The sequence below is a fragment of the Nodosilinea nodulosa PCC 7104 genome (assembly GCF_000309385.1).
Taxonomy (GTDB): Bacteria; Cyanobacteriota; Cyanobacteriia; order Phormidesmidales; family Phormidesmidaceae; genus Nodosilinea; species Nodosilinea nodulosa.
Map to the genome: position 1 here is coordinate 414784 of NZ_JH976538.1, position 20953 is coordinate 435736.

The following is a 20953-nucleotide window of genomic DNA, read 5'->3' on the forward strand; positions in this document are numbered from 1 at the left end:
GCATGGCGAGCCTGTTTCATCCCCTCTGCGGCAGCACCCCCGCTACCCTGTGGCGGCTGTTCTCCAGTCAGGGCGGCGTTTCGCCCCAGCGCCTGCCCCAGGCTGCGATCGCCATGGCCGTAGCCCTGGCCCGCTGGCCCTTTTCTCTGGCGGAGCAGCGGCAGACGGCTAGCGTATTGAGTGAACCGATGCCGCCGCCGATTTTTATCGTCGGCTACTGGCGATCGGGCACTACCCATCTGCACAACCTGCTCAGCCAGTCCGACGCCTTTGGCTACATTACCCCCCTGGCCACCGGCCTGCCCTGGGATATTCTCGGCATCGTCCGCCGCCTGGAGCCGCTGCTGGAAAAGGCGCTGCCCAGCGATCGCTACGTCGACAATGTGGCTGTCACCCCCACCTCCCCCCAGGAGGACGCCATTCCCTTGGCCACCATGGGCGCGCCGTCCTACTACCACGGCCTGTACTTTCCCCAGCAGTTGCGCCGCCACTTCGAGCGCGGAGTGTTTTTTGAGGGCTGCGATGCGGCGGCGATCGCCCAGTGGCAGCGCTACCAGGCCCAGCTGCTCCACAAGGTCTCCATCCATCAGCAGGGCAAACCGCTGCTGATCAAAAACCCGGTGTACACGGCCCACGTGGCCCGGCTTCGCCAGCTCTGGCCCGAGGCCAAATTCATCCACATCTACCGCAATCCCTACGTGGTGTTTCCCTCCACCCGCCACTTTTTTCTGCGGCTGCTGCCGGAGCTGGCCCTGCAAACCTACGACGCCGACGCCATGCTCCCCCTGGTGGAGGAGCTAATTTTAGACAGCTACCCCCGCATGATCGCCGCCCTGCAAACGGACAGCGCCACCCTGCCCAAAAACCAGTTCGCCGAAATTCGCTTTGAGGATTTTGAGAAAGCCCCCCTGAATACCCTGGAGCAGGTCTACGCCACCCTGGAACTGGAAGATTTTGACCGGGCGCGATCTCAGTTTGAGCGCTATCTAGACGGGCTGCGAGGCTATCAGAAAAATCGCTATGACCTCGATCCTGAGCTGATTCAGCGGGTAGAGGAGCACTGGGCAGCGCTGATTCAGCAGTGGGGCTACGAAAAGCCCCCAGCCGGAGGAGGCGCTTAGGCAGCTCCCGATACCGATTCCCCATCAGCTGAGGCAGAGCACAGGAGCAGTGATTTCAAGCATCAAGCATGGCTCGAAGGCTTCAGCCCCATGGTCACCCAGGCCCCGCCTAAAAGCCTTTGATTATGCCATGGCGCTACGGCTGCTCCCTTGCGATCGCACCGGGCCGGATATCGCCATCGGGCACATAGGTGCTCATCACCACGCCCGTGGTCGAAACCTGGGAGCGCAGGAGCCGCAGGGCAAATGGTCTGGCCGTTTCGCCAAAGAGACGCTTGCCCCGCCCCAGCACCACGGGAAACGTCCACAGGTTGTACTCGTCGATCAAGGATGCAGGCTGCAATGTTTGAATCAAATGGCTGCTGCCAATGATCTGCAGGTCTGGACCTGGTTGGGCCTTGAGGTCGGTGATGGCCGAGACCACATCGCCCTGGAGCAGGATGGAGTTGTTCCACGAGAGCGTCGTCAGAGTGCGCGAAGCCACATACTTTCGGGTGGCATTGAATGTCTTCGCGATCGGATGGTCGTCGGGCTGGTAAGGCCAGTAGGCCTCGAAGATCTCGTAGGTTCTACGACCGAGCACCAGTTCCCGATCCTTACCGTTAAAACCTGCGGCGGAGAGATCCATGTCCTCGTCCGCAAAGCCAGCCATCCAGCCGCCCAGGGTAAAGCCGCCCGTCGGGTCTTCGTCCGGGCCGCCGGGCGCTTGCATAATGCCGTCCAGCGACACAAACGTAGATACGATCAGCTTTCTCATGGGGAACACTCTCGTTTTACAGAATGAGTGAGCGTCAGGCAGCGCTGGGCAAGGCGAACTCAGGTTGACCGAGTGCGCAGCTGGCCCTCGTAATCGCGCTTGCCCAGCGGTACGCCGTTAGATCTCAAAATGTCGTAGGCGGTCACGGTGTGGAAGTGGAAGTTCGGCAGCGAGAACGAGAGGATGAGCGTCTCGGCAGTGAAGGCGAGCTGGCGCGGCCCAATCTGAAGATCCAAGTCTTTGCCTTCCCACTCATTTACTTCATCTGGAGTGAGCGCACTCAGGGCGGCTTCCGCCCGGGCCATCATCGCCCGCAGTTCGGTGAACGGCACCGGGCCTACTAGAGCTGGCGGCGCAAACAGGCCAGTTCTCATGGCCTCGAAGCCCCAGACGGAGTGGTGCCACGCCGCTTCAATCTGAAAGTGGAATGGTGCCATGTCCCGGTAGAGGCGCATGTTCACGAAGGAATCTGGGTCGGCACCAGCGTCGGCACAGTGCGTAGCGGCGCGGTCCAGAAAGCCCGCGACGGCGCGTACGGTTTGCAAAAACGAGGGGACACTGAGGTCATAGAGCGATGTAGCCATGGGCACCTCTGGTTGGCCGGTGACGGTGTCGGAGTTCGCGGTGCGGCAGAGAACAGCGGTGGTCTCTTTTTGCAATTGTTCAAGCTTCTGAGGCACGTTTGAGGAAGGTCAGCCGTTTGCTGCGCGCTCAATCTCGGCGATGTCAATCTTCATCATTTCCATCATCGCCTCCTGGACTCGACGAGCGCGCTGCCGGTCAGGATCGTTGAGCAATTCGATCAGCCGGGTCGGAACGATCTGCCAGGTTAGCCCCCAGCGATCTTTGATCCAGCCGCAGGCAATTTCGGAGCCGCCATCGGCAAGGGCCGCCCACAGGCGATCGACCTCAGCCTGATCGTCGCAGTAAATCTGGAACGACACGGCTTCGGTGAAGGAAAACTGCGGGCCGCCGTTCAGTCCCATGTATTGCGTTCCGGCTAAGGTGAATTCGACGGTCAGCACGGTATCGGCCGGGCCGCTCGGGGTGTCAGTCAGTGATTTCAAGACCCGGTCAATCCTTGAATCGGGCAGCAGCGAAACATAAAATTGCGCCGCCGCTTCAGCGTCGCCATCAAACCATAGACAGGGAACAACTTTCTGCATGACGTTTCATCCAGTGGAGTGAAATAATAACCCGCCTCGACGGCGTATGAGTCTTTGAGCTATTACCAGTAGTCTTGTGCCCCTCCATAGAAGTGCTCGTTAAACTGTGATTTACATCACAAGTGAGTTTGAATAAAACTCTCTGTTGAGTTCACATGGGGAAATGCTTCGTCTGGAATGTCTAGATCCAGCGCTCGGCACAGCGGCTCCCAACCGTCACCGGCTTTCCATTCCAGTAGCCTGTGCCCTAAGTTAGAGTTTCGAACACGCTCATTATGATGATTGAAAGCTTCTATACAAGCGGAGCGATTAGCCGTGTCTGTGGTGAACCGATGCGCAAACAGTTCGTCTACCATAGAGCGCCACTCGCCTTCTGATTCCCTAATTCTAGGAAAGATTGTTGAGCTTGCGCTTTGCCACCAGGAATCAGCGTCTCTGTAGGAAAGAATCACGAGGGAGTCAGGGTAAATGGTGCTTAACTCAGGCCAAAACGAGCTTGAAGGCCAATCTACTGCGGCAATATAGCCGTCAAAGACTGCTGACCAATCAATATTTTCACCGCGAGATGCAGCAGACCAGAGAGGAATATGTTCCGGATGGGAAAATACCTCGCTCATGTGATAGCAAGGCTTGCCAAGAAGACGCTCAAGTGCCAATTTGAGTGACTTTGTTCCAGTTCGACCAAGTCCAGCTCCTACTACTTTCAACATAAATAAAAAATCATCCCCAAAAACAACTCTTTAGCAGCTCGTTAGGCCTCTCTCTTAGCACTTTGAACCAATGACTGACTGGCTTGCCATAGGCTTTTTCAACGGAAGGGAAGTAGGAAGCAGGGCCTTTAACCTTGTTCGCTTCTGGCATATTATTTACCTGATGAGTTGACCGTGAATTTGTTCTGGCAGGCTCGATAGCTCCATCACAGGGCGAATTTCGATGGTGCCTTTGTGGGCGGCAGGGATGCGTCCGGCGATGGCGATCGCTTCGTCGAGATCCTGGGCGTCGATCAAAAAGTAGCCCCCGAGTTGCTCGCGGGTTTCGGCAAAGGGGCCATCGGTCACGAGCTGTTTTCCCTGCCGCAGCCGCACGCTGGTTGCGGTTGATACCGGCTGTAGCGGCGATGCACCCAGGAACTGACCGCTGGCTTGAAGCTGGTGTGTAAGCGTTGTGGACTCGGCGTAGCACTCCTCGCGTTCGCTCTGGGTCCAGGCATTTTCGTCGCTGTAGACAAGCAGCATATATTTCATGGCTGTTTCTCCTTATCCATAGGTCGGTTTCTGTGGCCAGCCAGCGGGAGAGTTTTCAAAGCACTCTTGCCGACCGTGGCGGAGATAGCGAGCAGACCGTAGCCGTTGGTCAGGTCTGCAAACCGCGCCAGAGCTGGAGCAGGTGTGAAAAACCTGGTCGCCCAGGCAGCAAGAGCGCCACTTTTCATGATAATTTCCCCAGCTCAGATCATGGCCTTAGCGGCCTGGAAGCTCTTTTCGCGCTCTGCCACCAGCGCATTCATGTCCTCATCTACGGGGCGAATCTCAAAGGGGCCGTTGCGAACGCCAGGATGCTGCGACATCAGTTGGATGGCGTGGTTCAGGTCTCTGGCCTCCAGGATTAAAATGCCGCCGAGGTATTCTTTGGTTTCGGCGTAGGGGCCATCGGTCACCATCACCTGACCATTCTGGTAGCGCAGCGTCGCGGCGTTTTTAACGCTTTGGAGAGCTTCCCCACCGACAAAGTGGCCGCCCCGGCGAAGCTCGTCGTCGTAGGCAAAGCAGTCTTCCATCATGGTCGACTGCTCGGCTTCAGATAGCCTATCCCACTGGTTTTCGTCAAAGTATCCCAGACAGATAAATTTCATCTTGACCTCCAAAATTGGGTTGAAAGGGTCGCTTACATGGAGTAGTCGTTTGACCGAGCGGAAAATCGACAGGAGCCAGAATTTTTTTTCGAGTTAACGGCCTGACGGCGCTCAATCCAGTTCTTGCAGGCATTTTTCATGAGATCGACCTTCGGGTTCCCGCTTCACCAAGGCTGGGTGCTGCTGATAGGCCCTCCTGAACTTAAAAGGTGTGAGTAGATGACTCAAACTCAGATAAAAACCCCGTCTCTTCAAGCAGCGATCGCAGCTTGACCTGGGGAAAGACCGTATCTTTTCTAGGATTTCTCGACATATCCGCCAAGAAATCGTGCATGAGGTCGATGATGCTGCGATATTTGACAATGCTGGCCACATAAGATCGATCCAGAGACATAGTACCTTCGGCCTGGATTGACTCAATGTTTTCGAGTAATAGTTTTCTTACCTGAGAAGGGCCTAAGTCTTTTTGAATGTTGTACTTTTCGATCAACCTGCTTTTGCTAGATTCAGAACATAGATCGTAGACCGATAAAATCAGATGACCCAAATTGAGCAGGATTTCTCCATAGTCATAATCAGCATTCTGGTGAAAGAAAATACGTTCTTCCTCTGACAGAGCAAAGCTTCGGTCAAGGACTAAGCCAAAATCAGTCAAATAGATCTGCTCACCGTCGGTCAAAACATTTCCAAAATGGGCATCGAAATGGATAATTCCTTTCGATCTTAGAAAGGCAATGGTATTGCACAGACTGCCCAGATTGCGCTGGGACTCGCCAGGGTTTGATTGAAGCCACCTATCTAAAGTTTGGGGTACGTATTCCAGGAATAAAGCCAGTTCATGATTAGCCTCTGCGCGATCTAGCATATAGGCTTCGATCTCCCCACAGTTGCCCCAGTATTCTACAAAGCGCTTGATTTGATCTAAATTAACCTCTTTGGACTGCATCGAAAGCGGCAAAATTCGATAGTGAAACATCAAAGGGAAACTGGTATTTTCTTCCTCCAATACCCAGTGAGTGGTCTTGAGGTGAGTCATGAGTTCCCGGAAAACCCCTAAACCGACTGAACCAATACCGTAGTTGAAGTAGGTTGGTAGGTCATAAAGGTTTTGGGTGGAGAGAAGATGGTGATATTCAATGTCCGTGACTGGAATTCGTTTGACAAATACCTGAGACTGCCCCAGCGCGATCGCATGATTTTGCCCCCATCCCAAGCTGAACCCATCGTTGGGAAATAGGGCCTGCAGTTGAGCATTATTGAGCCGCGCCAGCTGTGAGCTGAGCTGGAAGTAGGTTTCTTTTCTAAGCTGTAGAGCCTTCTTATCCATCGTTCCAAGTCGTTTTTTAGCCGCTGTTTTAGCCGTGCGATCGCTCACCGTCAGGAAGCTCCGACAAAGTGGATTGGCGTTGCCAATCGCCTCGCTCCAGGCGATAGACGCGGCAGTTGTCTTCACCGAAGCAACGGCACTCAACGAATCGAAAGCCCAGACGTTCATAAAAGCGATGGGCTTGGGTATTGCCAGCCAGCGGATCCACCAGCACAGCGGTCACGGCGGGATTTGCGAAACACCGAGCCAGGGCAAGCTGCATCATTTTGGTGCCATAGCCTTTGCCTAAATCGGCCTTTTCTCCAATCCAAATGTCAATGGCGCGGAGATTGGCTGGAACCTCGCCCCAGTAGTGGCTATCTTCCTGAGCCGGATCGATGATCTCGATAAAACCGATAGGGCGGCCCTCAACGTCAGCTATCAGCTGCTCTCGCCAATCTGGGGTGCGTTTCAGCTCGATTTCCCAGGCCCAATCGTCGTTAGGAACTGCGGCAATCACGTGGGCTTTGGCATCCCAGTGGCGCAGCAGAGCCAGATCGGCCAGGGTTGCAGGGCGTAACGCTACCATAAAAATTATCTGCTTATCCGTAACCACTGTTGATGGATGAATTGCACCGGACCGTTAACAGTATAGATATACTACTTTGGCGAGTTATCATCCGACGGAACCAGGGTGATGTCATAAAAGTTGATTCCTACCGCGGGAAGAAATTGCTTTCCCAGCCCTGAGGTCAGCATGGCGCAGTGGGGCTGTAATTTCACTACCCGAAAGGATAGGCGGCGGCTAACTTGATTCGCTACCGTGGGAAGGGTTCAGGATTTATCTCCGCTTGAAGGTTTGGCTAGCCCGCTGCTATTGACAAAGCTGCATGTCCCCTCGCCCCGATCGCAGTGGGTGAGGCGCGATCGCATCCTGCAAAAGCTCCAGCAGGAACAGTCCAGTCGGTTAATTTTAATTTCCGCCGCCGCTGGATTTGGGAAAACGACCGTCCTCAGCGCCTGGGTGCAGCACCAGCAGTCTGTCGGCTGGCTGTCTCTAGATGAGCGCGACAACGACCCGACTCGCTTCTGGACCTACCTGGTAGCCGCCTTGCAGCAGGCAAACGGGCAGCTTGGGGAAGCGGCTTTGTCGATGCTGCGATCGCCCGAGCCGGTTTCCTATGACGCATTCTTAACGCCGCTGCTGAATGAGCTGGCCCAGCTGCACAGTGGCCTGATTCTGGTGCTGGATGACTACCACCTGATTACGACTCCAGCCATCCACGAGGGGCTGGCGTTTTTTCTGGAGCATTTGCCAGCCGGGGTGCGGGTGGCGATCGCAACTCGGACCGATCCGCCCCTGCCCCTGGCCCGCTGGCGGGTGCAATCGCAGCTGACGGAACTGCATGCCGCCGATCTCCGCTTTACCGATGCTGAGGCGACGGAATTTTTGCAGCAGTCTCTGCCCCTGCCCCTCAGCGAGGCCCAGGTGGCGAGGCTACAGCAGCAAACCGAGGGCTGGATTGCGGGACTTCAGTTGGCCATGCTCTCCCTGCGGGAAGCCGCCAGCCCGGCGGAGAGTCTAACGGCCTTTGGCGGCAACCAGCGCTACATTCTGGGCTATCTGGTGGAGGAAGTGCTAGACCGCCAGCCGCCCCCGCTGCGCCGGTTTTTGCTGGGGACGGCCATTCTAGAGCAGATGTGCGGTGCCCTCTGTGCTGCCGTCATGGAGAGTGAGGCGGCTGATGGAGCGAGGGTTCTAGAGCAGCTAGAGCGGCAAAATCTGTTTGTGGTGCCCCTGGATGACCATGGCCTCTGGTACCGCTACCACCACCTGTTTGCCGAAACCCTGCGCCACATTTTGCAGCGCAGCGACCCAGATGGCATCTCGACCTATCACCGCCGGGCGGCCCAGTGGTACGAGCAGCAGGGCGACATCGCCGATGCCCTGCACCACGCGGTCGCCGCCCAGGCGTTTGACTACGCCGCCCAGCTGATCGAGCGGGAAATTCAGACCCGCGAAAATCCTCGCTTCGATGCGGTGGTGCTGCGAAGAACCCTGGAGCGGTTGCCAGGTGAACTCACCCGGTTGCGCCCCTGGCTGCTGATGGCCCAGGCCTGGCTGGGCTTTACCACGGCTCAATTTGCCGAGGCGATCGCCGCCGTTCAGACCCTAGAAACCATCCTCAACGAGCACCCGCCCCAGTTCGGCAACTCGGTGGGCAATCTGGATCAGCTCTGGGGGTTAGTGATCGCCCTCAGGGGCATGCAGGCCCGCCAGCAGGGGCAGGCGGCGGAGTCGGTAGCCCTGATGGAGAAGGCATTGCAGCTCTTGCCCCAGGACAACTCCTGGCTGCGATCGCTGACTCTTCTCAGCCTGGGCGTCACCTACTTTGTCGATGACAATTACGAAGCCGCTCGGCGATTGCTGCCTGAGGTCAGCCGCATCGGCCAGGTGCGAAGTGCGGCTGACCCCGCGATCGCGGGGCTCTATCTACAGGCCCAGTTTCTCGCCCTGCGGGGCCATCTGGCAGAGGCCACAGCCCTCTGCCAGCAGGGGTTAGATCTGGCGGCAGAGCGGCGCTGGCTGGCCACCTATGCCGGAGTTTTGGTGCAGGTGGCCCTGGCGGATCTGCTGCGGCAGCAAAACCAGCTCGACGCGGCGGCTGAGCATCTCGCCCAAAGCATCGATCGCGCCGTTGAAACCCAGCAGCCCGGCCTGATGATGGGTTACATCACCCTGGCCAGGGTCCGCCAGGCCCAGGGAGATTGGGCCGCCGCCTGGGGAGCGATCCGGCAGGCCGAGCCCGGCCAGGTCTGGCTCTGGCCGACGATGCTGCCGCTGGAAGCCTGCAAAGCCAGGCTGCACCTGGCGGAGGGCAACGTCAATGCCGCCATGGACTGGGTTGAGAGTAGCGGCCTGTCCGTCGAGGATGATCTGCACTACAACACCACGGCAAAATTCCCCACGGCGGCGGAACTCGCCTATTTGACCTATGCCAGAGTGCTGCTGGCTCGCGGTCGGCAAACCTCGTCGGCCATCCCCTTGCGGGCGGCCCTGCGCTTGCTCTCTCGCCTGCAAGCTCTGGCCACAGCCGGGGGGCGCACCCTGCGGCTGATGGAAAGCCTGCTACTCCAGGCGCTGGTCTGGCAGGCCCAGGCCGATCAGGCCCAGGCCTTAACCTGCCTGCAGCAGGCGCTGCAATTGCCCCGGCAGGATAGCGATATCCGCCTGTTTTTAGACGAGGGAAAAGCGATGGCGGACCTGTTATCTGCGGCGGCAGCAAAAGGGATTCACGCTGAGGAAACCGCAGCGTTACTGGCGCATTTCGAGGTTCAGAGCGCGCCAATCGTGCCCCGCCGCCAGCCGTTGATTGAGCCGCTGAGCGATCGCGAGCTAGAGGTGTTGACCTATCTGTCCACGGGCATGACCAACCAGGCGATCGCCGATGCGCTGTACGTCAGCCTGGCCGCCGTGAAGTGGCACGCCCGCAACATCTACGGCAAGTTAGCGGTCAAAAACCGCACCCAGGCCGTGGCCAAAGCCAGGGAATTGGGACTGTTGCAGTGACGGGTTTCTAGATTCACGACTCTGCCACAATTGTCCCCTGGTGATAGAGAATCTTCCAGCCCGCAGGAGTGTGCTTCCAAAGGGTGGCCCGGCTAGTTGGGCGCATCCCAGTCTTGCAAGACTCAAGATGAGAACTGGCCATTGAGATAAGCGCAGCGATGTCGGAGCACTTGAGGAACGTTACTTTCCTTCCATTGAGCACCAGAGATCTTCACCCGCCTGCTAATTTGCTTGATGGTCGACTCCACAGCTCCAGAGCCGATTGAGATTCCCTCTGCGTGGTAGTAGCTGTAGTTGACGATGCGGTGACGATGCTTGGCTAGATAGCCGATAAACTGGTCTACCCGCTCATGGGGCCAGTCGTCGAATGCCCTGACCGCCCCGTCTACATCCCCTTGCCATAAGCAGGCTTCGACCGCATCTAGGCGCTGTTGAGACCCGCCCACGTTGCCCAAATTCTCCATGAGGTGATACCAATCTAAAATCTCAACCCGTTCACTCGGGTGAGCAATCTGGGAAAACAGGTTCCAGATGTCGTCGTGGCCATCCCCGAGGCAAACCAGGGGATGCGTTAGGAGTTGCTGATTGGCCCAGTTGACTAAGCTGTCATTGTCTTTATAAAAGGTGCTAATGCTCCACTGATGAAGGTTGACAGCCTTGTAGTCACGCCACTCGCACCGCTGCCCTGGAGGTGTTCGCAGGCGCACTTTTCCGCCATCAAGACTCATTTCCTTGACCCCGCCGTCCACGGTTGGCGGTTCTAGGTCTTGGCGATGCACGAGCCGTTGCTGGGTACTGCCTGACACACAGACTCCAGTCAGCACGGCGATATCGTCGACCGCCCGTGCGTAGGCCTCGTTGGCACTCAGCAGCAGGCAACACTTTTCCAGATAAGGACTCCACTGAGTCCGAGCCTTAACCTCAAGCTGCTGACTCTGACGCTGGCTCAGGCTCAATCGCCCGACGATGCTTTGGATGTGTCGTTTTCGTCCTCGGCTCGTGCCGCTACTTGTGCAGATAAAAAATTACCGATCTCTGGCCCCACATGCGCCAGTAGGTGGTCACGAACGGCTACTTCAATGCCGGCCAATGTCTTGACTTGTTCAGGGTCGGTTTCGTTGTAGAGTAACTCAGCTAAGGCCAGGGCATGGGCTTTAATTTGAGCTTCCTTGGCGGCATCCATCGCTTTAGTTATCCTCAGAGTTGCTGCTCTGAGACTACGGCTTCTGCCTTTGATCTGCACTAAGCACTTCTACTCATTGCATAACTGGGATGCACCCTTCATCGTCTAAGGTATCACCCATGATGAAGTCCTCGAAAAGTTAGGATCCCACCAGTTTACTCAGTCTGCCTATTGGACTGTGTCGAGTAACAAGTTATTGGTATGTCGTTTAAAGAAACTTTGACTAATCAATCTCCTATTCCCCACTCCCCAATACCATCATCTGAATCCGCGCTAGCCGAGTTCTCAGTCGCGCCCAGGCCCGGTAGGTATCTGCCTTCTGACTATCTAACTGTGACAAATGGTTTAGATATGTGACACTATCGATCTGATTGCTGAAGCGGTAGTCAATCTCTAGCAGGCGATGCTGCACTGTGGCGCGGCGGGCCACCTCCTGAGAGATCTGAAACTCGCGGCGGGTGGCATCGAACTCAAGAACCTCCAAAGCTACCTGCTCACGCAGAGTCTCAGCGATCTTCCGCTTCTCCTGCTCAATCTGCGCAACCTTCACCTGGAGGTCACTGATGGCGATCGCCGTCTGTTGAGCCCTGGCATTGGTATTCGTCAGATGGCTGAGAGCAAGCGATCGAAGAATCCCTACTGCTGTTGCTGGTCATCCGCCAGGACAGAATGGGTAGCGAAACACCAGCGGCTCAAATGAGTCGGCGACCTGGTTACAGGCGCGGGCCTCTTCAATGGACTAATCAATGCCGTCAACGCGTGGGTTTGTATTGCTAAAGTCTAACTTGCCAAGAATTTAGCTGCTGTTATTCACAATCTAGTCATCACCGCCGCCTAGAGTAAGTACACAGACAAACCGATGCCTGTCGAACGCTCCCGCATAGTGCCTGCTACACCATGAAGGGACCTCAACAGCATCTTTTTGACGAGTGATGCCAAATATGGTGAACGCCTGCTGATCAAGGTCTAGGTCAAAAAATCCTGCTGCATCCCGGTTCCTTTATTCAAGCCACTTTTGATGGCTTCAGGAGACGCCATGACTCAGTTTGTGAGTAAGCAAGAGATTTCGCAGCACCTCAAACTCAGCGATACCACCCTTAAGCGATATCGGCTATCAGGCGTTTGGATCGAAGGCGTCCACTGGATTCGCATCAACAGCCGCTGCACTCGCTACAACCTAGATTTGATCGATGATTGGATGAGCAACGTGTCCCGGCAGTTGTAGAGCGTCATATTGATGCCTTCCTTAACATCGAGACCCAAACTAGTCACGATCGCTGACCAAGCCCGCTGATTAAAGTTTTTGGCACACATCGGCCCGCCTTTTGCCGCTGGAAAAACCAGGCTTTCTGGAGCAGGATTCTCAGGCCTGATGGCCTGTAGAAGTTCTTTCAGTCGCGTCGGACAGGTAAACCACCGCTTCACGCTGGTCTTGGTTTCCTTGCGACGCACCTTTTTACCTGAGACATCCACAATGCTTTCGTGGATTACGGGACGGGGAAAGCCGATGGCGGGATTTGAACCCGCGACCGCTCGATTACGAATCGAACAACAACGCTTAATTTACAGGGGTTTTGAAGGCCTTTTTAAGGCTTACACCCATTTTACACCCAGCGCTATCCTTTACACCCAAAAATCCAAGATCGGTAGTTCTACCACAGTCGGTAGATTCATTTATCATATATTTCGACTTCAGCATGAAAATCCGCCTCGCGTTTTGAATTGAAGCTACACCTCATAAGCAAAAGGCATCCTGAGGGTTTCAGGATACCTTTGGTGCAAGAAATATGAGCTACTTGGAGAGACGAATCAGGAACCTGGCACACCTCAAAATAGAAACAAGAAGATCTACACAAAAATAAAACTGGTCTCCAATTTCGATTTAGATTAAAATTTAGATCTTGATTTTCTAATTTCATGGCACTCTGTTTTGATGCAATAATTCAGGCCACAGAAATTATGTCATCCTTTTTAGGTGAAGTAATTAGGGAAAGTTTTATTATTTTTTAAGTATTTTCAGATTGGTCAGGATATCTTCTGGACTCTCTACATCTTGTGAATCTTCTTTCTGCTACTTAATAGAGACGATCGCTGAGTCTCAATCGCGTTTTGATGAGCACTTGGATTATTCTTGTTTTGTAGCCAATCATCGATCAAATCTAGGTTGTATCGAGTGCAGCGGCTGTTGAGGCGAATCCAGTGGACGCCTTCGATCCAGACGCCCGAGAGGCGATACCGCTTGAGGGTGGTATCGCTGAGTTTGAGGTGCTGAGAAATTTCTTGCTTACTCACAAACTGAGTCATGGCGTCTCCTGAAGCCGTCAGAACTGGCTTAAATGAAGGGTTTAGATGCAGCAGGATTCAGCCGGGGCCTTGAGCAACAGACGTTGATCCTCCTTGGCATCGATGTAAACATAGACAAGATGAGCTAGTGCTGAGGCTTCTCGCTGGTGTAGCAGGCACCGAAGGAGAGTAGTCAACAGCTGCCGTCTGTCTGTGTCCTCACTCTAGGCGGCGGCGATGACTAGATTGTGGATAACAGCCGTCAAATTTATGGCCAATGGAAATTTGGCGAAACAAAACCCTTGGCGCTGGCCAAGGGCGTCAGTGAAATTCGACATCAGTATCCTAAGCCATCTAGCTCAGCCCCCGCGATCGCACCCCTCAGCAGGCCACTCAGGTCACCACAAGGGGCTTTGCTTTCGAGGTAAAAAAGAACCCCTCGTAGTCGCTTCGGTGGAGTTGTGGTTTGGCACAAAGCAGCACGACACACCAGAAAAGTAAAGAACATCCATCACAATTGGGCGAAAGTTGACCTGTTTCGGTTGAGCGCCCCACTTCCTGTGAATCTGGCGGTTGACGGGTGTCACAACGCGGCGGGTTAAGCCACTGTAGAACGAAGGGCAGACCTACTGCCTTATCGTTCAACCCTATAGCGAACTCCTTATAGTCAAACCGCCCCCGGTGCCCAGTGCATCGGGGGTTATTCAATGGCGCGATCGCGCATGAAAGTACCGATGACCTGAGCCATGGTTCAGCATCAAACCATTGGCATGGTGACGCAGGTAGCACCTTGCACGTCACAATAACGCCATGAACTGACAGAACTGCATCAAAACGATTTCCGCCCATACCCCATTTAACGAGAAGGAGGCCGATTCCATCACGGCCACCCTGACTTTTCTAGACGGGCAAACCCGCTTCTGGCAGCGGGATAACTATATCGGGCACCTCACGGCCTCTGCTTGGGTGGTTAATGCCGCCAGGTCTCATGTGCTGTTGACCCACCACAAAAAGTTGAACCGCTGGCTACAGGTAGGCGGTCATGGGGAAGAGGGCGATGGCTCCCTGCTGGAGGCGGCATTGCGCGAAGCTAGAGAAGAATGCGGCATTCAGGCGATCGCACCCCTGCAAACCACCATTTTCGACATCGGCCACCACTCCATCAATACCGCTAAAGAACCGCCCCATGTGCATTACGATATCCGGTTTTTGCTGGTGGCCCAGGACATGGAGTTCACGGTTTCTGAGGAATCCTACGCCCTGGGCTGGTTTGCCTTGGAGGAGGTGCCCACCATCAGCGACTCAGCCGCCCTGCATCGGATGGCGCGTAAACTGGTTGGCCAATGAGGACTACTTTCATGGCAGGGTTGCCACGTTTAACGAGAGCTGTCGTGTCCGTTTGCGCCCTATGATTTTGAAATGAAGACGACATGAATAAGTCCTTCAAGCTGATCCTGCTACAGAGCTATGGCCATGTAATTAAGTAGTATGTCAAGGAATTACCCGTACAGGCTTGGTTTGCGTACCCTGATGGGAATTTTATTAAGAGAGCCTAAAATTTTACGATCCTTGAGTTAGTCATAGCTCCCTGCTGCTCAGATGCTGAAATACTTTTCCTATGCTGCCCTCTGTCTTTAACACCTGCGTCCCTAGAGACGAAATTCGCTCTGGCGACCTTTCCTTAGATCTATTCGCAGCCAAGCTCAGACTAGTCGTAGACGGTAAAGCCCCTCAGGTCTACCAGCAGCCGGAGGTTTTTTTAGCGAATACATTCCCCACAGATGGCCTAAAAACCTTGATATCAAAGGTGTTTGGTCGCCTGACAGGGAAGGCGGTCGGCTCTCCAGTCATTCGACTAGAGACTAGCTTTGGCGGCGGCAAAACCCACGATGAAATTGCCCTGTGGCACATTGCTAAGCGAGGCCGAGACATCGCCGGGCTAGGGCGGTTTGTGGAAGATCTGGCTTTATTACCAGACCGGCCTATCCAGGTAGCCGCCATTGACGGACGAGACCTCGACCCAGAATCTGGGGTCTATCACGCTGAATCTGGCATTACCACCTACACTCTGTGGGGCGAGATCGCCTACCAAATCGGTGGCATCGATGGCTACCAACTGCTGCGGGGGGCCGACGAAAATCGCATCAGTCCTGGTACCTCGGTGATTGATCGCCTAATTGGCCAGGAGCCCACGCTGATTGTCATTGACGAAATCGCCCGACACCTGCGGGCCGCCAAGGCCAAAATCGTGGGGCAGAGTACTCTGGCCGAGCAAGTCGTCGCCTTTTTGTTCTCCCTGATGGATCAGGCGGCTTCCTGCAACAACCTGGTGTTTGTTTACTCTCTAGCCTCGGAGTCTGACACCTTTGCCAAAGAAACCGCAGAGATTCAGCAGGAGCTGGTGCGGGCCTCGGCGCGGCAAGAGCGAGTGCTCAGTCCCAGCACCGACATCGAGGTCTACAACATTGTGCGCCAGCGGCTGTTTGCCAGCATTAGTTCCGAGGCGGCTGAGAAAGCCGCTGAAGAGTATCTGCAAGCTTTTCGAGCTAGTCGGGTGAATCTGCCCGATGGCTGTAAAGATGCGACCTATGCGACGGCGATCGCTAACAGCTACCCCTTCCATCCCGAACTGTTTAACCTGCTGACCAAAAAGATTGCCTCCATCCCGGAATTCCAGCGCACTCGGGGAGCCCTGCGGCTGTTTGCCAGGGTCGTGCGCTACCTGTGGCAGCACCCGGACGGCAGAACACCGATGATTCACCCCCACCATCTGCCCGTGGGACTGCAAGAAGAACTCACCAGTGACCTGACCTCGCGGCTCCAGCGGCCCCTCATGCGCCTACCGATCTCCGCCGATATCTACAATCCCAATGGCCGCGAAGCCCATGCCCAGCTCCAAGACCAGGAATGGCTGGCGGCGGGCAAGCCGCCTTTCTCGACCTGGGTTGGGCGTACTATCTTTTTGCACTCCCTCACCCAGGGCATTTCCTCAGGCATTCGCCGCACCGAGCTGAATCTGTCGCTGCTGACCCCAGGGGTAGACATTAGCTTTGTGGATCGCGCCCTAGAGCGACTGAGCAATGTGGCCTGGTATTTGGACGTGGATCCCATCACTTCCATTGCCCGGTTCAAAGAAGAGCCCTCGATCAACAAAATCATTGCCGAGGAAAAGGAGCAGATTGGTCTCACTGAAGCCAAGGAAGAACTGCGCACTCGGCGAGACACCATCTTTGCAACCAAATTCTTTCAGCTCGTAGCTGGCCCTGAAGGTGCCCATGACGTAGACGACGACCCCAACACTATTGCCCTCTGCATCATCGACTTTAACGAAGCGACCATCACCAGCTCCACCGATGGCCCACCGCCGCTGATTGAGCAAATCTTTAGCAATACCGGAGAGTCGGGCAAGTTTCGGACCTTCCGCAACCGGCTGCTGTTTTTGCTGGCTAATTGGCAGGAGCTAGATCGGGCGATCGACATCACCCGTGAGTTTAGGGCGGTGCGGGCCATCCTGCGCAGCCCAAACCGCATGGATGACCTCTCCCAGAGCCAGCAAGACCAAATTAAGCAAAAGGAAGGAGAACTAGATCTGGCGGTGCGGATCGCGATGACTAATGCCTATCGCCATTTGTTTTACCCCGCTAATGACTCGGTGAAAGCGCCGAAGGGACTGATGCACTACCCTTTGCCTGCCCAGGATGCCAGCACGGTCAAGGGCAACCGCAACCAGCAGGATGTGGTGCTGAAGGCGCTAAAAGACTGCGGCAAGGTGCGCGGCGAAGATGCGGCTCCCTATGCCCCAGCCTACCTGCTGCAAAAGGTGTGGCCCACGGGGCTCGACCACTGGACCACCCGCCAGTTGCGGGAGCAGTTTGCTAAGGACTTGAGCCTGAATATGCTGCTTGATGCGGAGGTATCGAAGCTGCGGGACACCCTGCGTAAGGGGCTAACTGAAGGCCAGTGGGATCTCAAGGTGGGGGAGCAGCTCTACATCAAGACGGAGGCAACCCCGCCTGCTCTGCCGACCACGATTGAATTTTCTGAACGGGCCGAACTCTATCGCCGGGGCTTGCTGAAGCCCCCAGAACCAAAAGTGGTGGAGCTGAGCGCCCAGCTCTTGGCTGGAGCAGGCGAAGAGCGGACGGTGCAGGTACGCTGGCGGGCGCGAGAGGCGTTGAAGGTCAGCCTGTACCAGGATGGGCAGTTGATGGGTGACGCCTTTCTACCCTCTGACGAGTACGAGGGGCAAATTTCACAGACGACCCAGTTTAAGGTGGCGGCCGACTACGGTACGGGCGAAGTTGCTGAGGCCGTGAAGGATGTCGTGCTGTATACCTCCGGGGATAGCAAACCCACTAACGGCGGCGAAGGCTCTGGGGGGTACAACCCAGGCACCATCTTGGAGAAGCCGACAGAGCGGGAGCTAGAGGGTAGCCCTAACAAGGTATTTAACGACCTGGCCGATTGGGTAAATGACTATCAGGTGGCCAAGATTGCTGAGATTCAGCTCACCGTTGGCGATGTCACCGACTATCGCAAGATGGGCACTACTTTACCCCTACTAGCTCGCTATCAGTTTGATATTCAGCAGTTTGTTACGGTTCAGACTGGCCAACAGTTTGTGCGGCTAGAGTACCAGGGGGATGTGCGCGGCTTTCAGAGCTTTTTCAGCACGCTGAATAGCATGCTGAATTTGCCCGATACCCAGGCGAGTCTGAGTCTAACGGTAAATTTTCAGCTAGAGGCTCCGATCGCTCCCAATGGACCAGAAATGCAGGGGCTTCAGCAGGCGCTGGCCCGCAACCCAGTCGATAGGATGAATCTACGAGTCAGAGTAAAATACTAGACCTGACGTCTTCTTCCCTGTTTTTGGGATTCGCCCCTTATGCAAGAGTTCCAGCTGCGAGTGGTACCCCTGAGTAACAATGATTTTGCTCTGGAGCTTTACCAGTGCGCCTACAAAAAGGCGGGGGAAAAGAAGCGCCCGGCAGCCAAGCGGGTAGGGCGGCTGAAGGGCAAGCCGCTGGTGCAGGCCCGGCAGGCGATTTATCAGGCGCTGAAGGCGAATAACTATGATCCCAAGACGCTGAGCTACAAGCGGCAGGCTCCCTATGTGCTGAGTGAGGAATCGGGGGTGAATTTGGCGCTGCTGTTCCAGGCGTTGCAGCCGTTGTCGAAGCCGGAGCGAATTGCCAATGTGACGGAAGGCATTACGGCGATGAGTAATGAGGAGGCCCATTACTGGTTTGGTAAGGTGAGTAATGGGAAGAAGCGTCCGGCCCTGAAGGCCATGCGGGTTTTACTAGGAGACTGATGTAGCAGGAGGTAAGTATGGCAAAAGCTAATAGCCCAGCAATTCCAACAGTCAATGTTCAGACAGCTGCTCAAAACGCAACCAGTTTCTTACAAAGTCTTGCCCCCCAAATTGGTGCTGAAATTATTGATATTCGCCTTGAGGAAGTCGAACTATCAGAGGATGAAAAATTCTGGTTTATTACTTTAGGGTTTGCACGACCTGTAGATACTTCATTTGCTATGCTTCAAAACCAAAAACAACGGGATTACAAGCAGTTTAAGATTGATGCGGAGACAGGGGAAGTGAAGGCTATGAAAATTCGCAATGTATGATTGAAGAAGTTAGAGCTGTATTTGTACGCTATCAGCAAGCAGGGATTTTAGTTGACACCAATATCTTACTGCTCTACATTGTAGGCTTGGTTAACAGACAAAGAGTTCCCTTGTTTAAGAGAACAAAGCAATTCACCCCCGAAGATTTTGACTTGCTAGCTCAAATTCTAAAGTCTTTTCAAAAGGTGGTCACTAAGCTGTTGCGCATCTAAATTGCATCAATAGCACTTCCCTTGTTTTTCGCCTTCCGATGCCAATTTATGGCCAGTTCTCCTTCATTGAGAAGCTTATTGATAAGAGCCTCGAGATCTTCAATAGACTTAAATAAACGATTTGAGATGAACTCTTTTGCTGAATGCCAAACCAATTCGACCAGATTGTAGTCCGGGCTATACTCAGGTAAAAACTCCAAAACTAAATTTGGCATCTCTAACTTTATCTTCTCTGTAAATTCCTCCTTTTTGTGAATACTCGCATTGTCTAAAATAATCACAACCTTAGGCCCGTCTTTCTCAAATTCGCTCACGCTCCTATCCTCGCCAGCCCAGTCATAAATAACCTCCTCGTAAAAGTTCTTGAGAACCTTATAAAAATTTTCACCGGTTCCTTTGGGGAGAAAGTCCACCAACCGCTTCTTGTCCGAATAGCGGATTCCTCCCATCACATTGATACGTCCTTTCCGTCGAATTCCAGAAACCTTCTTGCGCGTCCCTTTCTTGACCCAATCCTTTCGACGTGTCACTCTCAAACTAAAGCCACATTCATCCCAAAACCAGACCTGGAGCTTCTCTGGGGATTCTTTAGTAATTCTTAAATACTCCTCCAGTTTTGCCTTGAAGAGTTTTCGCTTCTCTGGATCTTGCTTCTCCTCTAAGCTATATTTGGCCCAGAGGTAAACGTACTTTTTTGACTTGAGAATCCTCCTCACTTGACTCCCACTTAGCTGAATCCCGGTTTCTTGTTCTAAATATGTGGCGAGCCGAGCCGCCGTCCATCGACCAAATTCGTACCCCAATTCTTGAGGCTCTTTCTCAATGACATCCAATAATAAGTTGACATATTGATCGGTGGCCTTATGATAATTCCCATGCATTCGTTCATCGGTTAAACTGGCTAAGTCACTTGGATTTCCGTGGGCACACCAATAGGCTACTTTCCTTAAGGAGCAACCTAGAAAGTCTGCAATCTCTTGCTGTTTTCTGCCATCATTTCGCAATAGCAGAATTAGAATACGCTCACGAACGTCGGGATGCTCATGAAATTTAAGCTGCTTCTGCAATTCCTGTTTCTCTTCGGCCGTTAGGTAATTCTTGATTGGCATGTATAACTCACCAAAATACACTCCCTAATATGTAGTTTAGATGCTTAACAGCTTATGCCAAATATCCTGACTGAAGTCAATAGCCTTGCCAATCAACTGGGGGAGCCGGAGCGTTCTAGGTGTTTTCAGTTTTTTCGGCAAGTTATTGGCCAAATGGAAGAGATCTACCAACCCAGTCAGCAGTTAGTTCAATTACAAGAATTTCAGGAATTTGGCTTGACAGACTGTGGCATTTTGGAGGTGACTCAGGGAAGCTATTTAGTGCTCACAGATGATTTAAAGCTCGCAGCTACCCTCCAGCGTAAAGAGATTGATACCGTCAACTTTAACCATATTCGAGTTCTAAACTGGAAAAAGTAAGATTGGGAGTAAATACCAATGCAACTTTCAGATTTGACTGAAGAGTCTTTAGACGTAATCAAATCTGTCCGGTGGGACCGCATTATTGAGAAGCATGAGGGGCCAGAGGATTGGGCCTCAGTGCTGGAGTGGTATGACATAGAATTTATGATGATTGAGGGGCGGGCGGTTTTGCTGCCGGTGGAGCGATCGCACCACGACAACATCTCCATTCTCCGCACCATCTGGAGCGCGGATGGCAACTCCCTAACGCTATTTTTGAAAGACACCACCTACGGCGACGACTGGTTTATGAGTGGGTATATGGCGGTGTGCGATCGCATGGCCGATCACGATTTCTACCTGGCAATTCTCTACCACGAGTGGTTCATCATTGAGCCACCGGCCACCCCGGAGGCGTAACCC

At 54.1% G+C, this 20953-nt stretch carries 22 protein-coding genes, 1 tRNA gene and 1 pseudogene; 10 read left to right on the top strand and 14 right to left on the bottom strand.

The window, feature by feature from the left end; translation table 11 throughout:
- The first annotated feature begins 2 nt into the window (after positions 1-2).
- On the top strand, positions 3-1121 hold the full coding sequence (locus LEPTO7104_RS0130025) for a sulfotransferase family protein (RefSeq protein WP_017302275.1): 1119 nt from the start codon (positions 3-5) through the stop codon (positions 1119-1121).
- A gap of 136 nt (positions 1122-1257) precedes the next feature.
- On the opposite strand, the gene LEPTO7104_RS36205 is transcribed toward LEPTO7104_RS0130025, so the two are convergent.
- From LEPTO7104_RS36205 to LEPTO7104_RS0130065, 9 genes and pseudogenes are all read right to left on the bottom strand, one after another.
- On the bottom strand, positions 1258-1878 hold the full coding sequence (locus tag LEPTO7104_RS36205; protein WP_017302276.1) for a dihydrofolate reductase family protein: 621 nt from the start codon (positions 1876-1878) through the stop codon (positions 1258-1260).
- 59 nt (positions 1879-1937) lie between these two features.
- Positions 1938-2537, bottom strand: a complete 600-nt coding sequence (locus LEPTO7104_RS0130035) for a DUF1993 domain-containing protein (protein WP_225887122.1) — start codon at positions 2535-2537, stop codon at positions 1938-1940.
- Positions 2538-2570: 33 nt separating this feature from the next.
- Positions 2571-3044 carry a VOC family protein gene (locus LEPTO7104_RS0130040; RefSeq protein ID WP_017302278.1) on the bottom strand — a complete coding sequence of 158 codons (474 nt, stop codon included), beginning with the start codon at positions 3042-3044 and terminating at the stop codon, positions 2571-2573.
- Positions 3045-3160: 116 nt separating this feature from the next.
- Complete coding sequence (locus LEPTO7104_RS40785) at positions 3161-3754, bottom strand: sulfotransferase family protein (RefSeq protein ID WP_071527440.1); 594 nt, start codon at positions 3752-3754, stop codon at positions 3161-3163.
- A gap of 49 nt (positions 3755-3803) precedes the next feature.
- Positions 3804-3905: pseudogene (locus tag LEPTO7104_RS40790) on the bottom strand (DUF4287 domain-containing protein); the annotation flags it as partial.
- 5 nt (positions 3906-3910) lie between these two features.
- The gene (locus LEPTO7104_RS0130045) at positions 3911-4288 is read right to left on the bottom strand and encodes a YciI family protein (RefSeq protein ID WP_017302279.1); all 378 of its coding nucleotides are present in this window, start codon (positions 4286-4288) and stop codon (positions 3911-3913) included.
- Positions 4289-4491: 203 nt separating this feature from the next.
- Positions 4492-4896 (bottom strand): YciI family protein, encoded by a 405-nt coding sequence (locus LEPTO7104_RS0130055; protein WP_017302281.1) that lies wholly within the window; start codon positions 4894-4896, stop codon positions 4492-4494.
- Between the two features lie 202 nt (positions 4897-5098).
- Positions 5099-6271 carry a BUD32 family EKC/KEOPS complex subunit gene (locus tag LEPTO7104_RS0130060; RefSeq protein ID WP_225887123.1) on the bottom strand — a complete coding sequence of 391 codons (1173 nt, stop codon included), beginning with the start codon at positions 6269-6271 and terminating at the stop codon, positions 5099-5101.
- The gene (locus tag LEPTO7104_RS0130065; protein WP_017302283.1) at positions 6252-6791 is read right to left on the bottom strand and encodes a GNAT family N-acetyltransferase; all 540 of its coding nucleotides are present in this window, start codon (positions 6789-6791) and stop codon (positions 6252-6254) included. The genes LEPTO7104_RS0130060 and LEPTO7104_RS0130065 overlap by 20 nt, the downstream gene beginning before the upstream one ends.
- Positions 6792-7061: 270 nt before the next feature.
- Between LEPTO7104_RS0130065 and LEPTO7104_RS41380 the strand changes: the two genes are divergently transcribed.
- Positions 7062-9773 (top strand): winged helix-turn-helix domain-containing protein, encoded by a 2712-nt coding sequence (locus tag LEPTO7104_RS41380; protein WP_196358219.1) that lies wholly within the window; start codon positions 7062-7064, stop codon positions 9771-9773.
- 122 nt (positions 9774-9895) lie between these two features.
- On the opposite strand, the gene LEPTO7104_RS0130075 is transcribed toward LEPTO7104_RS41380, so the two are convergent.
- Together LEPTO7104_RS0130075 and LEPTO7104_RS0130085 are read right to left on the bottom strand one after the other, a co-directional pair.
- A protein-coding gene (locus tag LEPTO7104_RS0130075) for an ISKra4 family transposase (protein ID WP_155524006.1) occupies positions 9896-10956 on the bottom strand; the annotation gives its coding sequence in 2 pieces (ribosomal slippage) (positions 9896-10800 and positions 10800-10956; 1062 coding nt in all).
- Positions 10957-11191: 235 nt separating this feature from the next.
- The gene (locus LEPTO7104_RS0130085; protein WP_017302287.1) at positions 11192-11506 is read right to left on the bottom strand and encodes a hypothetical protein; all 315 of its coding nucleotides are present in this window, start codon (positions 11504-11506) and stop codon (positions 11192-11194) included.
- Between the two features lie 486 nt (positions 11507-11992).
- On the opposite strand from LEPTO7104_RS0130085, the gene LEPTO7104_RS36215 reads away from it, so the two are divergent.
- Positions 11993-12181 (top strand): helix-turn-helix transcriptional regulator, encoded by a 189-nt coding sequence (locus LEPTO7104_RS36215; RefSeq protein ID WP_017302288.1) that lies wholly within the window; start codon positions 11993-11995, stop codon positions 12179-12181.
- A 277-nt stretch (positions 12182-12458) separates the two neighbouring features.
- Here LEPTO7104_RS36215 and LEPTO7104_RS40800 read toward each other — a convergent pair.
- Both LEPTO7104_RS40800 and LEPTO7104_RS0130100 read right to left on the bottom strand, forming a co-directional pair.
- Positions 12459-12571: transfer RNA gene (locus LEPTO7104_RS40800), tRNA-Leu, on the bottom strand.
- Between the two features lie 431 nt (positions 12572-13002).
- On the bottom strand, positions 13003-13260 hold the full coding sequence (locus LEPTO7104_RS0130100; protein WP_017302289.1) for a helix-turn-helix transcriptional regulator: 258 nt from the start codon (positions 13258-13260) through the stop codon (positions 13003-13005).
- Between the two features lie 918 nt (positions 13261-14178).
- Here LEPTO7104_RS0130100 and LEPTO7104_RS0130110 point away from each other — a divergent pair.
- The 5 genes from LEPTO7104_RS0130110 to LEPTO7104_RS36220 all read left to right on the top strand — a co-directional run bounded on the left by LEPTO7104_RS0130110 (position 14179) and on the right by LEPTO7104_RS36220 (position 19079).
- On the top strand, positions 14179-14586 hold the full coding sequence (locus LEPTO7104_RS0130110; RefSeq protein ID WP_225887142.1) for an NUDIX hydrolase: 408 nt from the start codon (positions 14179-14181) through the stop codon (positions 14584-14586).
- A 271-nt stretch (positions 14587-14857) separates the two neighbouring features.
- Positions 14858-18085 (top strand): ATP-binding protein, encoded by a 3228-nt coding sequence (locus LEPTO7104_RS0130115; RefSeq protein WP_017302292.1) that lies wholly within the window; start codon positions 14858-14860, stop codon positions 18083-18085.
- Between the two features lie 39 nt (positions 18086-18124).
- Entirely contained in the window at positions 18125-18553 is a 429-nt protein-coding gene (locus LEPTO7104_RS0130120; RefSeq protein ID WP_017302293.1) for a DUF7680 family protein, read from the top strand.
- 17 nt (positions 18554-18570) lie between these two features.
- The gene (locus LEPTO7104_RS0130125; RefSeq protein ID WP_017302294.1) at positions 18571-18867 is read left to right on the top strand and encodes a hypothetical protein; all 297 of its coding nucleotides are present in this window, start codon (positions 18571-18573) and stop codon (positions 18865-18867) included.
- Positions 18864-19079, top strand: a complete 216-nt coding sequence (locus tag LEPTO7104_RS36220; protein WP_017302295.1) for a PIN domain-containing protein — start codon at positions 18864-18866, stop codon at positions 19077-19079. Before LEPTO7104_RS0130125 ends, LEPTO7104_RS36220 begins: the two co-directional genes overlap by 4 nt.
- Here the strand turns inward: LEPTO7104_RS36220 and LEPTO7104_RS0130135 are convergent.
- Positions 19076-20188 (bottom strand): IS630 family transposase, encoded by a 1113-nt coding sequence (locus LEPTO7104_RS0130135; protein ID WP_017302296.1) that lies wholly within the window; start codon positions 20186-20188, stop codon positions 19076-19078. The two genes, LEPTO7104_RS36220 and LEPTO7104_RS0130135, sit on opposite strands and share 4 nt — an antisense overlap.
- Positions 20189-20242: 54 nt before the next feature.
- Here LEPTO7104_RS0130135 and LEPTO7104_RS36225 point away from each other — a divergent pair, with 54 nt between their 5' ends.
- Together LEPTO7104_RS36225 and LEPTO7104_RS0130145 are read left to right on the top strand one after the other, a co-directional pair.
- A complete protein-coding gene (locus tag LEPTO7104_RS36225) occupies positions 20243-20548 on the top strand; it encodes a PIN domain-containing protein (protein ID WP_017302297.1) in 306 nt (101 codons plus the stop codon).
- A gap of 18 nt (positions 20549-20566) precedes the next feature.
- Positions 20567-20950, top strand: a complete 384-nt coding sequence (locus LEPTO7104_RS0130145; RefSeq protein WP_017302298.1) for a hypothetical protein — start codon at positions 20567-20569, stop codon at positions 20948-20950.
- The last annotated feature ends 3 nt before the right edge of the window (positions 20951-20953 follow it).

Coding starts and splice junctions, on each gene's coding strand:
- LEPTO7104_RS0130125 (WP_017302294.1), top strand. CDS start 18,571: ATGGCAAAAGCTAATAGCCCAGCAATTCCAACAGTCAATGTTCAGACA.
- LEPTO7104_RS36225 (WP_017302297.1), top strand. CDS start 20,243: ATGCCAAATATCCTGACTGAAGTCAATAGCCTTGCCAATCAACTGGGG.
- LEPTO7104_RS0130135 (WP_017302296.1), bottom strand. CDS start 20,188: ATGCCAATCAAGAATTACCTAACGGCCGAAGAGAAACAGGAATTGCAG.
- LEPTO7104_RS0130065 (WP_017302283.1), bottom strand. CDS start 6,791: ATGGTAGCGTTACGCCCTGCAACCCTGGCCGATCTGGCTCTGCTGCGC.
- LEPTO7104_RS0130045 (WP_017302279.1), bottom strand. CDS start 4,288: ATGAAATATATGCTGCTTGTCTACAGCGACGAAAATGCCTGGACCCAG.
- LEPTO7104_RS0130100 (WP_017302289.1), bottom strand. CDS start 13,260: ATGACTCAGTTTGTGAGTAAGCAAGAAATTTCTCAGCACCTCAAACTC.
- LEPTO7104_RS36215 (WP_017302288.1), top strand. CDS start 11,993: ATGACTCAGTTTGTGAGTAAGCAAGAGATTTCGCAGCACCTCAAACTC.
- LEPTO7104_RS0130040 (WP_017302278.1), bottom strand. CDS start 3,044: ATGCAGAAAGTTGTTCCCTGTCTATGGTTTGATGGCGACGCTGAAGCG.
- LEPTO7104_RS36205 (WP_017302276.1), bottom strand. CDS start 1,878: ATGAGAAAGCTGATCGTATCTACGTTTGTGTCGCTGGACGGCATTATG.
- LEPTO7104_RS0130055 (WP_017302281.1), bottom strand. CDS start 4,896: ATGAAATTTATCTGTCTGGGATACTTTGACGAAAACCAGTGGGATAGG.
- LEPTO7104_RS0130145 (WP_017302298.1), top strand. CDS start 20,567: ATGCAACTTTCAGATTTGACTGAAGAGTCTTTAGACGTAATCAAATCT.
- LEPTO7104_RS40785 (WP_071527440.1), bottom strand. CDS start 3,754: ATGTTGAAAGTAGTAGGAGCTGGACTTGGTCGAACTGGAACAAAGTCA.
- LEPTO7104_RS0130120 (WP_017302293.1), top strand. CDS start 18,125: ATGCAAGAGTTCCAGCTGCGAGTGGTACCCCTGAGTAACAATGATTTT.
- LEPTO7104_RS0130025 (WP_017302275.1), top strand. CDS start 3: ATGGCGAGCCTGTTTCATCCCCTCTGCGGCAGCACCCCCGCTACCCTG.
- LEPTO7104_RS36220 (WP_017302295.1), top strand. CDS start 18,864: ATGATTGAAGAAGTTAGAGCTGTATTTGTACGCTATCAGCAAGCAGGG.
- LEPTO7104_RS0130115 (WP_017302292.1), top strand. CDS start 14,858: ATGCTGCCCTCTGTCTTTAACACCTGCGTCCCTAGAGACGAAATTCGC.